The organism is Marinobacter sediminicola (assembly GCF_031157525.1).
Taxonomy (GTDB): Bacteria; Pseudomonadota; Gammaproteobacteria; order Pseudomonadales; family Oleiphilaceae; genus Marinobacter; species Marinobacter sediminicola.
In genome coordinates, this window is the sequence record NZ_JAVIXR010000005.1 from 88274 (window position 1) to 100309 (window position 12036).

General features: G+C 54.4%; 11 protein-coding genes. 7 read left to right on the plus strand and 4 right to left on the minus strand.

Annotation, left to right across the window (positions count from 1 at the left end):
* Positions 1–11: 11 nt before the first annotated feature.
* The 4 genes from crcB to RG807_RS09200 all read left to right on the plus strand — a co-directional run bounded on the left by crcB (position 12) and on the right by RG807_RS09200 (position 3626).
* Positions 12–392 carry a fluoride efflux transporter CrcB gene (gene crcB / locus RG807_RS09185; protein WP_309044646.1) on the plus strand — a complete coding sequence of 127 codons (381 nt, stop codon included), beginning with the start codon at positions 12–14 and terminating at the stop codon, positions 390–392.
* Positions 393–628: 236 nt separating this feature from the next.
* Positions 629–835, plus strand: a complete 207-nt coding sequence (locus tag RG807_RS09190) for a cold-shock protein (protein WP_200202291.1) — start codon at positions 629–631, stop codon at positions 833–835.
* Between the two features lie 206 nt (positions 836–1041).
* Positions 1042–1617 carry a glutathione S-transferase family protein gene (locus RG807_RS09195; protein WP_309044647.1) on the plus strand — a complete coding sequence of 192 codons (576 nt, stop codon included), beginning with the start codon at positions 1042–1044 and terminating at the stop codon, positions 1615–1617.
* Positions 1618–1877: 260 nt separating this feature from the next.
* Positions 1878–3626, plus strand: a complete 1749-nt coding sequence (locus RG807_RS09200; RefSeq protein WP_309044648.1) for an alkaline phosphatase D family protein — start codon at positions 1878–1880, stop codon at positions 3624–3626.
* A gap of 3 nt (positions 3627–3629) precedes the next feature.
* On the opposite strand, the gene RG807_RS09205 is transcribed toward RG807_RS09200, so the two are convergent.
* Positions 3630–6029 (minus strand): phosphoketolase family protein, encoded by a 2400-nt coding sequence (locus tag RG807_RS09205; protein WP_309044649.1) that lies wholly within the window; start codon positions 6027–6029, stop codon positions 3630–3632.
* 131 nt (positions 6030–6160) lie between these two features.
* On the opposite strand from RG807_RS09205, the gene ilvD reads away from it, so the two are divergent.
* The 3 genes from ilvD to RG807_RS09220 are packed head-to-tail and all read left to right on the plus strand — an operon-like array spanning position 6161 to position 9331.
* On the plus strand, positions 6161–7837 hold the full coding sequence (gene ilvD / locus RG807_RS09210) for a dihydroxy-acid dehydratase (protein WP_309044650.1): 1677 nt from the start codon (positions 6161–6163) through the stop codon (positions 7835–7837).
* 30 nt (positions 7838–7867) lie between these two features.
* Complete coding sequence (gene pbpG / locus RG807_RS09215) at positions 7868–8806, plus strand: D-alanyl-D-alanine endopeptidase (protein WP_309044651.1); 939 nt, start codon at positions 7868–7870, stop codon at positions 8804–8806.
* A gap of 45 nt (positions 8807–8851) precedes the next feature.
* Positions 8852–9331: an asparaginase domain-containing protein gene (locus RG807_RS09220; protein ID WP_309044652.1), complete on the plus strand. Its 480-nt coding sequence runs from the start codon at positions 8852–8854 to the stop codon at positions 9329–9331.
* 2 nt (positions 9332–9333) lie between these two features.
* On the opposite strand, the gene rsuA is transcribed toward RG807_RS09220, so the two are convergent.
* The 3 genes from rsuA to RG807_RS09235 form a co-directional block, all read right to left on the minus strand.
* Complete coding sequence (gene rsuA / locus RG807_RS09225; RefSeq protein ID WP_309044653.1) at positions 9334–10026, minus strand: 16S rRNA pseudouridine(516) synthase RsuA; 693 nt, start codon at positions 10024–10026, stop codon at positions 9334–9336.
* 5 nt (positions 10027–10031) lie between these two features.
* On the minus strand, positions 10032–11060 hold the full coding sequence (locus RG807_RS09230; protein WP_309044654.1) for a metal-dependent hydrolase: 1029 nt from the start codon (positions 11058–11060) through the stop codon (positions 10032–10034).
* 191 nt (positions 11061–11251) lie between these two features.
* Complete coding sequence (locus RG807_RS09235; RefSeq protein WP_309044655.1) at positions 11252–11998, minus strand: THxN family PEP-CTERM protein; 747 nt, start codon at positions 11996–11998, stop codon at positions 11252–11254.
* Positions 11999–12036 lie beyond the last annotated feature (38 nt).

Consider the following 12036-nt stretch of genomic DNA (forward strand, 5'->3'; position numbering starts at 1 on the left):
AGGCCGCTAATATGTGGCTGTCTTTTTTGGCCGTGAGTGTTGGCGCCGTTGTTGGCGCCAACCTGCGTTGGTTGCTGGGGCTGTGGTTGAACACCAGTTACCACGCGATTCCCTATGGCACCCTCGCAGCCAACCTCGGCGGCGGCTGGCTGGTTGGCTTGCTCATTGGCTATTTCAGTCATGCCAGCACACTGGCGCCTGAGTGGCGCCTGTTTGCTATCACCGGCTTGTGTGGCGCACTGACAACATTTTCTACCTTTTCACTGGAAATGGTTTCCGCTATCCAGGATGGCAAATGGGCAATGGCCATAACCGGGATTCTCGCCCATGTAATTGGCTCTATACTCATGACTGCATTGGGTATTTACACCTTTAGTCTAATGAAAGGCTAAATGGGTATGACTACCTAGTGGATTTATTTTAAATCTACTTGGCAAGTTGGTGATTCAGTAGTAGAGTGTTTTGGAAGGAAAGATTCAGCAAAGCATTTCATGAATAAGACGTACTCCGCAGTTAGTAGTGACCGTCCTGTTTTTGATTCCGCGAGTTCTGTATTTCCGTACAACGCTGACCAGCCACATTCAGTGAATGGCAGCAGTTAATATGATTGATTTCAGGAAGTTTAAGTATGTCTACTACTACCGGTACTGTTAAGTTCTTCAACGAAGCTAAAGGCTTTGGCTTTATCACTCGTGAAGGCGGCCCGGACGTTTTTGTTCACTACAGCGCAATTCAGGGCGGCGGTTTCAAGACTCTGGCTGAAGGCCAGCAAGTTGAGTTCACCGTTACCCAGGGCCAGAAAGGTCCTCAGGCGGAAAACGTTACTCCTCTCTAATCCCACTCGGATAGAGTAGTAACCGCCAAAAAGGCAGCTTCGGCTGCCTTTTTTTCGTTATAAGGGCTCGGTTCTTTTCCTGCACTGAAGCACTAATGTGGTACATTTTCAGCCAAGCACAGTAAGTTGTTTAAAGAGAATTACTGGCGATCGTTACCCATGAGTGTCAACAAAGAGTATCACTGGGTTACACAACCGGAGAGCTTATGAAGCTGATTGGATCAACTACCTCGCCCTATGTTCGGCGCATCCGCATTCTGCTGGACGAGGAGCGCTACGACTTTGTAAATCTCGATATTTACGGCGCAGACCGTGACGAAATCAGAAGAGCCAATCCCGCACTGAAAATACCTGTGCTGGAAAGCGATGGTCAGGAAATTTATGACTCGCGGATTATTGCCCGCTATCTCAGCTCCAAACAGGGAAGAGACCCACTCACATGGGATCAGCAAAACCAGCTAACCCTGATTGATGGCGCTAATGACTCAGCAGTTACCCTGTTGTTAGCAAGACGTTCCGGCGTGGATGTAGATGCACCCGGCGTGCTGTTTTTTGATTTGCAGCGTGAGCGTATTATGACAACTCTGCGCACGCTTGCAGCGCAAGTGGAAGATGGCCAGTTTGAAGAATGGAACTACCCGGCCATCTGCCTCTATTGCCTGGTAGACTGGCTTGATTTTCGTGATCTTGTGGACTTCACCGGTATCGAAAGCTTGATTGCCTTCCGGGATAGCCATAACACCCTCCCATGGGTAGCCGAGACCGATCCACGGCAGTCTTAGGCACCGCACCATAGGTGCTCGCCCAGCCGGGCACCTGTTACCTCGCATATTCCCATTATTCCTGCCTGTTAACCTTTTTCATTGCGAATGCATTTTGGATGGCTGATTGCGTGTCGCAATTTGGCATCGCGTTGTCGCAATTTAGCAGTGCGTTTTGCATGCAAGCAGACTAGATTTCATTGTGACTCCTTCAGCGGCATAAGCTGTTGTGTATTGGGCGTCGGGCGCCCAGCCTCCAAGAATTCAAAGGAAATATAACAATGACAAAACTGACGAGACGGGATTTCCTGAAAGCCTCTGCTATGGGTATGGGCGCTGTAGTAGTGTCAACTGGCTTGGCCGGGTGCGTATTTGATAGCGACGATAAACGCACCACGGATTTCACTCACGGTGTGGCAAGTGGTGACCCGCTGGCAAACGGTGTGGTTCTATGGACCCGTGTTGTTCCGAACAAAGATTTTGAGAAAGCGGTGAACGTGGCTTGGGAAGTAGCTACGGACACCGATTTTGAAAACCTGGTGCACTCTGGCACGGCGGCGGCTAAAAATGCCCACGACTTTACAGTGAAAGTTGATGTTCGTGGTCTTGCTCCGGCTCAAAAATACTACTACCGGTTCCGTACGGCTGATAGGCAGTCCACTACGGGCACAACACTGACTTTGCCCGAAGGCGCTGTGGACTCCGTTCGGCTGGCTGTGGTGTCTTGTGCAAACTACCCTGCAGGCTACTTCAACGTTTATCGCGAACTCAGCAAGCGTGATGATCTGGATGCAGTTTTGCACCTGGGTGACTATATCTACGAGTACAGCAGTGAGTCTGGCAGTTACGCTGCGTCTGATGCCGCTGCGCTGAGTCGCACCTTTCCGGCAGATAACAACCTGGAGTTAATAAAGCTGAAGGATTACCGTCGCCGGTATGGAATTTACCGTGGCGACGCAGATCTGCAGGCACTGCACCAGAAAGTGCCGTTTATCGTTGTTTGGGATGACCATGAAATCGCCAACGATGCCTGGGAAAACGGAGCCGCAAACCACAATGCCGGGGAAGGCGACTATGGCACCCGCAAGCTTGAAGCCTTGCAGGCGTACTTTGAGTGGATGCCCATCCGCCCAGTGATCGAAGGTAATGATGAGGCAATTTTCCGCACCTTCCGGTTCGGTAACCTGGTGGATCTGCACATGCTGGATACCCGTCACATGGGGCGGGATAAGCAGTTGGACTACCAGGATTATTTCACTCAGACGGGGCTTGATGAGGCCCGCTTCAGAGCGGATGTGGGAAGCACCAACCGCACATTGTTGGGCGCCGAACAACTGCTCTGGCTGCAAGCTTCCATGGGCTACTCCACAGCCACCTGGCAGGTTCTGGGACAGCAGATACTGATGGGGCGGATGAATCTGCCCGCAGAGCTGTTGATGGCTATAGCAACAGAGAACTTTGGCGGCCTGCCGCAGGCACTTGCAGAGCTGGCGGAACTCAAGGGTCGCTACCTTGCTGACGAGAATTCACTTTCGGCCGCTGAGCTGGCGCGACTCATGACCGCAGCACCTTATAATCTGGATGCGTGGGACGGTTACCAATACGAACGTGAAGTCGTTCTGGGCACCGCAAAGAAGCTTGACAGAAACCTTGTGGTTCTAGCCGGTGATACTCACAACGCCTGGGCTAATAATTTGAAAGATATCTATGGCGATCAGATTGGTGTGGAGTTTGCCGCGCCGTCGGTTTCCTCACCAGGGCTGGAGGAATACCTTGAGTTGCCAGATAGTCCGGAGGCTATCATTGGTGCGGAGCAAGGCATTAGCCTGCTGGCGGATGATCTGGACTACCTGAACATCAACCAGCGCGGATTTATGATCGTGACCTTCACTGCCGAGGAAGCCCGGTCTGATTGGTACTTTGTCGATACCATCAAATCCCGTGACTACGCCATCGATACCGCCCGCAGCACAAGCCGGAAAGTTCGGCCCGGTGCGGGCAATCGTTACGTGGAATCTGTTCCCTCCTGAACATCAGCACAAGCCGCGGGTGATCAATGCAGGGTCACCGCGGCCTTCCACTGCCGCAAGTTCAGCACTGGATAGCCACTCCCCGGGTGGCTTGTCCAGAACACTGGCGCAGGCTGCTAAAGCGTGGCCCCAGGAGCAGCCGTTGGCAAACAACATTCCAGCCTCATTCAGTGTACCGCCCCGGTTAATGTAGCCCAGCACTCTGCTGTGGGCAGGATCGGGGAACAGCGGGTGCATGTGTCCGCGAAATACTTCGGGGCGCATGTGGGTGAGGGCAACTCTACGATGTAACCGGCCCGGAAACAGGCGTTCCCGTTCAAACTCTGAAGCACCGTTCTCCGCCTCCAGGGTGTCTCTTGGCTCCCTGAACCGCCCGGGCTCCTGAATATAGACCAAACGAAACGAGGTGCTGGTATCGCGCAACCGCTCGCAAGCGCGGATTGCTTCCGAAAGCTGGTAGGCTCCGTTCGCAATCAGCAATATCGGCTCTCCCCCGGAGGTGTCTTCGTCTACCACCAGCGCCCCGTTCCTTGCGAGTGCTTCTGCTTCCTGCGCATCGAATACGCACGGCCGATTGCGTTTAGGAATAACCATGCAGCTGATACTGCCTCGCTTGGCAAATACTGAAGGAAGAACCGCCAGCGCACTGTTGTAATCGGCAGGAAAGAGCACCCGGGATACATCGTTCATTTCACCCAGCAGGCTCTCACAAAAAGTGGTGTCTTGGTGGGACTGTTCATTTTTGCCATTTTCCCAGGTGTGGGATGTGGCAATAACCGGCAGGCCAAGCCAGCGGGCCGGGCGGCCCAGGGCCTTTTGGTGGCGAGTAAAGATAAGTTCCTGGCGGATAGCGCCAAGCATTTTTACACAGAATGCTTCGTAGCTGGCCACCAGGTTTATCCCGGCTTTATTCGCCAGACAGGCAGATACAACCGCTTCCTCGTTCAGCGCGGTGATGATGTTGCCATGAACCGACTCAGAATCGTTCTCCGGCTCGTTCACCCGGTGTTTCAGGTTTTCCAGAACGCCGGTCAGGCGGTTACTGGCAAGTTCATCCGGGTTGCCTACACGGGCTCGAAGATTCGGGTTTTGCGCAACCAGAGCGCAGAAAAAATCATCCACGGCCTGCATGGGAGAAACCGAGTCAGCCCGGTCAGGGATGGCAGGAATAACAAGATCGGGCGGATCGCGCCTTGCCAGCGGGTGATCGCGCTCCAAGGGGCGGGATTGCTCGGTGTGTTCTTTTAGCCGCTGCACGCTTTGCGCAAGTTCTTCTGGCGCAACCCAAAGGCGGTGCGCGTGCGTCTGAAACAGCTCCCGGGCGCGAATATCCATGCGTGGATTGCCTGGTAGCGGCAGGTTGTGGGCAGGGTTCAGGCCGGCGCCATAAAAGCCAAAGCCTTTTACGGTTTCGGCAATACCGTAGGGCATTCGAACCGGATAGCCCAGCGCGCCTGCCAGTGCTTCCTCACTTCTTTGTTGCAGTGTATTTTCCATCTCTGCAAGGGCGCACACGAAGGCTGCCGGGTCGCGGCCGTCAAACCTGAATGGCTCGAAGCCAAGGGCCTCCAGTCTGGCCTCGAATCGCTCCAGCCCTTCGCGGGTGCCCAACTCAGTACGTTGCTCAATGCGGCGACCGTTGGCAATCATAACGGGGGTTACCAGACCACAATCGGCTGCCCGCCACCAACGGGGAATCCAGTCACTGCCGCGCTGTTCTTCGGCGGCACCATCGGATAGAAAGGCGACCAGAGACTCTCCGGGCAATGGCATGTGTGCGTACTGAAGCTCGGCAAAGCCCAGATAGCCACCCTCAATAATGCCTCCCGCTGTGTAGGGATTAACATGGCTACCCAGCGGCGCTGCCACGCTGCCGTCCGGTTTTTGTTGGTAACTGTAAAAATCCGCTACCATCCGTGACAGCCCCTCTGTTCCGGTGTAGCGTTTATGCTGCTCCGGAAGGAGATTGCCCGTTAGCACATTCAACGCATCAATGGCGGCTACGCAATGGCCCTGGCCCATAAGCCAGCTGCGGGTTTGGCCCGTCAGGTTGTTGAGTGCCATATAAGCTGCGTAAGCCGGCACCATATTCAACGCTCCGCCGGTGTGACCTTCCGGAGTGCTTTTGAAGTCCGTTGGGGCCAGTGGCGCACCGGAGGTGTCTACGCGATTTGCGTAGGTCATGTGTACTACCAGCCACATGCCAGCGCTGGTTAACCGGTCAAGATCCGCCAACTTGCGGTAGACTGTTGCTGAATCAGGTTGAAGACCTTTGGCAACAAGGTGTGCCGCCAGAAGCTGAACACGCTCGCAAGTGGTCTCGGTATGTTGGATAACGCCATAGCCCTTGCGCCAGAGTTCATACTCGGAACAGGCCGTGGATGGCGAGATGTGTGATGGCATAATGTGCCTCCAATGCACAAAAATTGTGCAATTATTGTAGAGGGCGCCTGCAATCTGCTGTTTGATGCAGGTCAGGTGGGCTCGCTTCTGGCATTAATTTTGTTTGAGAACCATATTTTTGGGAGAGATCGATGACTGATGACAAACGCCGCCGTTATTCCGCCCCCGTGGTGGATGGAGTGGGCAAGTCTGCCAGCCGGGCAATGCTCCGAGCTGTCGGTTTTACCGATGAGGATTTCCGTAAGCCGCAGATTGGTATCGCTTCCACCTGGAGCAATCTGACGCCGTGCAACATGCACATTCACGAATTGGCAGAAGCTTCTTCGACGGGTGCGGATGCAGCTGGCGGCAAGTCATTGATCTTCAATACCATTACAGTGTCTGACGGTATCGCCAATGGTACCTTGGGAATGAAGTATTCACTGGTGTCCCGGGAAGTCATTGCGGATTCCATTGAAACCGTCGCGGGCTGTGAAGGATTCGACGGACTGGTTGCAATCGGCGGTTGCGACAAAAATATGCCCGGTTGCATTATGGGGCTGGCGCGGCTCAACCGGCCATCGGTGTTTGTGTATGGCGGTACGATTCTACCCGGTGAAAATCACACCGATATTGTGTCGGTGTTCGAAGCAGTAGGCGCCCACGCCCGAGGCGATCTTGATTTAATCGAAGTAAAACAGATTGAAGAAACGGCCATTCCCGGCCCGGGTTCCTGTGGTGGCATGTACACCGCCAACACCATGGCATCGGCGATTGAAGCGATGGGCATGAGCCTTCCGGGCAGTTCTGCCCAGAATGCGGTATCCAATAACAAGCTGGATGACTGTCGCGCTGCTGGAGCGGCAGTTTTGAATCTTCTGGATAAAGACATCAAGCCTTCGGACATCATGACCCGCGAAGCATTTGAGAACGCGATTACCGTCGTGATCGCTTTGGGCGGCTCAACCAACGCGGTTCTTCACCTGTTGGCTATGGCCAGCACGGTCGATGTGGAGCTGAGCCTGGAAGACTTCGTAGAGATTGGTAAGCGCGTTCCTGTTCTTGCAGACCTGCGCCCCAGCGGCCACTACATGATGTCGGAATTGGTGGCGATTGGTGGTATACAGCCGCTGATGAAGATGCTGTTGGAGCGGGGGCTTTTGCATGGTGACTGCCTGACGGTTACAGGACAATCGCTGGCGCAAAACCTGGCTGAAGTAGACCCTTACCCGGAAGGTCAGGACATTATCCGGGCATTCGACAACCCGGTGAAAGCAGATAGCCACTTGCGCATTCTTCACGGTAACCTGGCACCGGAAGGCGCTGTTGCCAAGATCACCGGTAAAGAGGGCACTCATTTTTCCGGACGAGCCCGGGTGTTTCATTCGGAAGAGGAAGCGCAAGAGCGGATTATCGATGGAACCGTGGTTGCTGGCGACGTACTGGTGATCCGTTACGAGGGTCCGAAGGGTGGGCCAGGAATGCGTGAAATGCTCACACCTACGTCGGCCATCATGGGCAAGGGTCTTGGTAACGACGTGGCCTTGATTACGGATGGACGTTTCTCCGGGGGCAGTCACGGTTTTGTGGTGGGGCATATCAGCCCGGAAGCGGCAGAAGGTGGCCCCATTGCGTTGGTTGAGGATGGCGATACAATCATCATCGATGCCGTCGCAAACACCATGGTATTGGATGTTCCTGACGAAGAGCTTGAGCGCCGGCGCAAAGCCTGGGTTGCTCCCGAACCACGATTTACCCGTGGTGTGCTTGCGAAATATGCTCGCACAGTAAGCTCTGCATCCACCGGCGCGGTTACCGACCTGCCATGATGCATCGATAACGCAAAAACAGAGTGCAACATGCATATAATGAACATCGTGCGGATGCTGCTGTGGCTGGTGTTATGCCTGCCACTTGCAGTAAATGCACAGCAGAAGAGCGCCAGCTTGGCTGGTGCTCAGAACCTGAATTTGGCATCGGTCAATGCGGCCGTGGCGATGGCTGGTAGCAATAAGCTGGTATTTGGCCGGAATGCAAACAGGCCTGTGCCCATCGCTTCCATAACCAAGGTGATGACAGCTCTAGTGGTGCTTGAATCTGGCGCTCCGCTGAATGAGTGGCTGGTGTTCGAGAAGCGCCACACAGCTGCTGCTGCCAATGCCTACACCCGCATCCGGATCGGCTCAACGATGCGTCGCGCCGATGTGCTACGCATTGCGCTTATGTCGTCTGAGAACTTTGCGGCCTACACCTTGGCCAGAAGCCACCCGGGTGGCTTCGATGCATTTATTGTTGCCATGAACGCCAAAGCGAAAGCCCTTGGCATGATGGGCACCCACTTTGTGGATCCAACTGGCCTCTCGGCGGAAAACCTTTCAACCGCAGGGGACCTGGTGAAGCTGGTCAATGCTGCTGCAAAGCACCCGGAAATTCGAGAATATTCCACAACAGGTTATTTTCGCGGCAACTTCCGTAACCCCCGTTACAGCTTGTCGTTTGGCAACACCAATACGCTGGTGCACCGTGAAAGCTGGGGCGTAGGGTTGAGCAAAACCGGCTATCTTTCGGAAGCAGGACGCTGTCTTGTTATGATCTCTGAAATGAACGGTAAGCAGGTGGTCACGGTACTGCTCGACTCCCTGGGCACTCGATCCCCCATGGGCGATGCCGGCCGCATAAAGCGCTGGCTGGATACCGGTGCCAGTGGGCAGGTAGCTAAAGCCGCGCGGCAATACGCACAGGAAAAGAACGCGGCCTACAACGCTTTGGCACAGAGCACTGCAACCGCTCTGAAATAGAACCCGAGCGACATTGCACAATGCGCTGAATAAGGCAGGAACCTCATGATCCGGATTTTCACTACTGGCGGCACCATCGATAAGGTGTACTTTGACGCAAACAGCGAGTTTGAAATCGGTGAGTCTCTGGTGCCGGAGCTGCTGGCGGAATCGAATATCCACAAAGGTTACAGCCTGCAGGGGTTATTGCGCAAAGACAGCCTGGAAATGACCGATGCAGATCGTGACAAGGTGTTTGCTGCAGTTAATGCCTGCGATAACAGCCGCATTCTGATTACCCACGGCACTGATACTATGGCGGAAACCGCTCAGGTGCTGTCATCTCTGAAAGACAAAACCATTGTGCTGACGGGAGCCATGCAGCCCGCACGGATGCGTCGTAGCGATGCGGTGTTCAACATAGGTTTTGCCTGGGCGGCGGTGCAGCTTTTGCCCCCCGGCGTCTATATTGCCATGAATGGAGAAGTGTTCGAGGCCGGCGCTGTGCGTAAAAACCTGAAAGCCCAACGCTTCGAGCGTTCCTGAACTCAGCCAATCGAAGCGATTTCCTGCTCCGTCAGGTCCCGATACGCACCCGGCTCCAATGCCGGGTCGAGGGATATATCACCAATGCGCTGCCTGTGCAGGGCCTCCACATGATTCCCTACCGCCGCCAACATGCGCTTGACCTGGTGATAGCGCCCTTCTGAAATAGTCAGTTCAATCAACTGAGGCTCCACAACCTTCACCTGGGCAGGCTTTGTGGGCTTTGTGTCATTTTTAAGCAGGATGCCGGTTTCCAGTTCCTTGATGGCTGAATCTGTTATAGGTGTGTTCAGGTTTACCCGGTAAGTTTTCGGACAGTCTACTTTTGGGGAGGTGGCCCGGTGAGACCATTTTCCATCGGTTGTCAGTAGCAGCAAGCCCGTGGTGTCGGCGTCCAGTCGTCCCGCAATGTGCAGATCCTGGGTCAGCTCCGCGGAGATAAGGTCCAAAGCAGTGGGATGATCACTGTCGCGAGTAGCACTAACAACGCCAGCAGGCTTATTCAGCATGAGATAGCGTTCACCCTGAATCGTCAGATGCGCGCCATCCATAGATATCTCAGCATCCGCAGGGACGTGCTTTCCCGTGTCTTTCCAAACCTTGCCGTTAACCTCAATTCTCCCGGCATGTATGGCGCGCCTGGCCTCTTTGCGTGAAAGCGGTGAGCTTGTCGAAATGAACTGATCAAGACGCATGGTTGTTAACACTCCTGGCCAGGGGCTGGCGTTGCAAGATTGGCAAGACACAGCACAGGAATAGCGCCGGTGGTGCGGGCCCAGAGCAGAGGCAGTGCGCCGGTATTCATGATAGGCCGCGGGGCACGTTCACCATTGCCTGGCGTGAGCGCGCCATCTTGATCATCCGCCAGAATGAAGGTGAATGGGTGTGCCCCGGGGATGCCCAGGCGAACATCGGTTGCGGTGATTTCGCCATTGCGTGCCTGGTAGTCGAGAAAGCCATTCGTAAACCATTCCAGGCGACGGGCTTCGGGTAATTGCGCGACAGATTTGGCCAATTCTGGCTCACGGGGGAAATGCTCAAGGGTTAAAGGAGCGCCGCCATCCAGAAACCCGGTTACGATCTCGACTCGTTGATCATTCTTGATGGCCGTGGCACGCCATAACACCGTATTGAACGGCATGGGCTGTACCAGCAGTTCGGCCTTCTCAAAGCCCGCCTCTGCGAGAGCCGGTTGGACTCGTTCGGTAATGATCTGTTGGGCCGCGAAAGACCACCCGAGATACGCAGTGGACAGAACCAGTCCCGCCGCTATGGCACGCGCCGCTGGAGGGCGTATTAAAAAAGCAATGCAGCCTGCCAACAGCGGGAGTGTGTACAAAGGATCGATGATGAATATGCTGCTTATGGCAAGGGGTCGGCCAATCGGCCAGAAAAGTTGTGTGCCGTAAGTAGTAAAGGTGTCCAGAAGCGGGTGCGTCATCAACGCCAAAGCCGTTAGTAATAACCAGCGGGGAAACCCCGGTTCAGGTTTCCAGCGCCAGAGCAAAGCGGCAAGCAACAGTGATAAAGGCGCAAGCACAAACAGAGAGTGGCTAAAACCCCGGTGCTGGGTAAAGTTAGCCACCGCCGTTCCGTAATCAATCAGCACATCAAGATCGGGAAGCGTAGCCAGCAGCGCGCCGGTGAGGAGAACCGGTCGCCCGAGGGTTTTGCCTGCCACAAGGCCAGCAATTGAGGCGCCAAGAGCCGCCTGAGTGATTGAGTCCATGAATTCCGCAAAAGTAGAGGGTGATGGTGGGTATTATGCTTGGAATGCGGGTTCAGATCACGGGAAGAAGGATGTGTTGAAAAAACGTGTGTTAAAAAAACCGACACCCCGGACTTGATGCAAGCGCGGGGTGTCGGTTTTGTACTATGTGCACAACAGGGCTATAGAGTTCCTGTTAGTGTACTAACCAATCAAGCGGCTTTGCGGCGACGTGCCATGCCTAGACCGGCCAGGCCAAGGCCGAGCAGTGCCAGAGTGCCTGGCTCGGGGACTGCTACAGAGCGTACATTTAGCTTCGCTAGAAGGTCGACGGAGGTTGCGTCGCCTTCAGGGGTGAATATCTCAGTGGCTCCACCGTCGAATCCCAGGAGGGATAGCGAGTAGATGTTGGAGCCAAACTGGAACTCTGAACTTTCGATCATGTTGTCCAAACGAACAACGTCATCCACGTCGCGACTTGAGCAGCCAAAAATAAACGCAAGTGGGCCGCAGTGAACGTTTGGCGTTTCAGTATGACTGAAATCAAACGTGTACGGACCGGTGATGTTGCCATTGCTTGGGTTTGTGGAGAACGAAGCGTACACGTCAAGCGCGGCGCCGGAGATGCTTTCTCCAGTGATGCGGTTGTTAAAATGGGTGAAGGTTCCCAACACGAACGGGTCGTTCGAAGTCAGTGTTTGCGGCAAATTGTTAGGACCTTCAAAGCTGAAACCACTTTGGGGCCCATTTGAGCACTCTCTCCACCATAGGATCCCTGAGCACGACTCCTCGCCGGTACCCCAGCGAATGCTCTCTGATCCAACTCCTTGAATATTTGATCCGCCGACAGGCGATTGCCATTCGCCATTCACAGAGTCAAGATTTACTGGATAGGCAGCTACACTCATAGCCGCCGTCAAAAACAACGCACCAATGGATCCCTTCGCCAACATCTTCATGGCATAACTCCTAGCTTTAACAGTGAAATGACACAATT

Bases quoted from the DNA above. Each gene is read 5' to 3' on its own strand.
- pbpG (WP_309044651.1), top strand. From the start codon at position 7,868: ATGCATATAATGAACATCGTGCGGATGCTGCTGTGGCTGGTGTTATGC.
- RG807_RS09220 (WP_309044652.1), top strand. From the start codon at position 8,852: ATGATCCGGATTTTCACTACTGGCGGCACCATCGATAAGGTGTACTTT.
- RG807_RS09190 (WP_200202291.1), top strand. From the start codon at position 629: ATGTCTACTACTACCGGTACTGTTAAGTTCTTCAACGAAGCTAAAGGC.
- RG807_RS09205 (WP_309044649.1), bottom strand. From the start codon at position 6,029: ATGCCATCACACATCTCGCCATCCACGGCCTGTTCCGAGTATGAACTC.
- RG807_RS09200 (WP_309044648.1), top strand. From the start codon at position 1,878: ATGACAAAACTGACGAGACGGGATTTCCTGAAAGCCTCTGCTATGGGT.
- RG807_RS09235 (WP_309044655.1), bottom strand. From the start codon at position 11,998: ATGAAGATGTTGGCGAAGGGATCCATTGGTGCGTTGTTTTTGACGGCG.
- RG807_RS09195 (WP_309044647.1), top strand. From the start codon at position 1,042: ATGAAGCTGATTGGATCAACTACCTCGCCCTATGTTCGGCGCATCCGC.
- rsuA (WP_309044653.1), bottom strand. From the start codon at position 10,026: ATGCGTCTTGATCAGTTCATTTCGACAAGCTCACCGCTTTCACGCAAA.
- ilvD (WP_309044650.1), top strand. From the start codon at position 6,161: ATGACTGATGACAAACGCCGCCGTTATTCCGCCCCCGTGGTGGATGGA.
- RG807_RS09230 (WP_309044654.1), bottom strand. From the start codon at position 11,060: ATGGACTCAATCACTCAGGCGGCTCTTGGCGCCTCAATTGCTGGCCTT.
- crcB (WP_309044646.1), top strand. From the start codon at position 12: ATGTGGCTGTCTTTTTTGGCCGTGAGTGTTGGCGCCGTTGTTGGCGCC.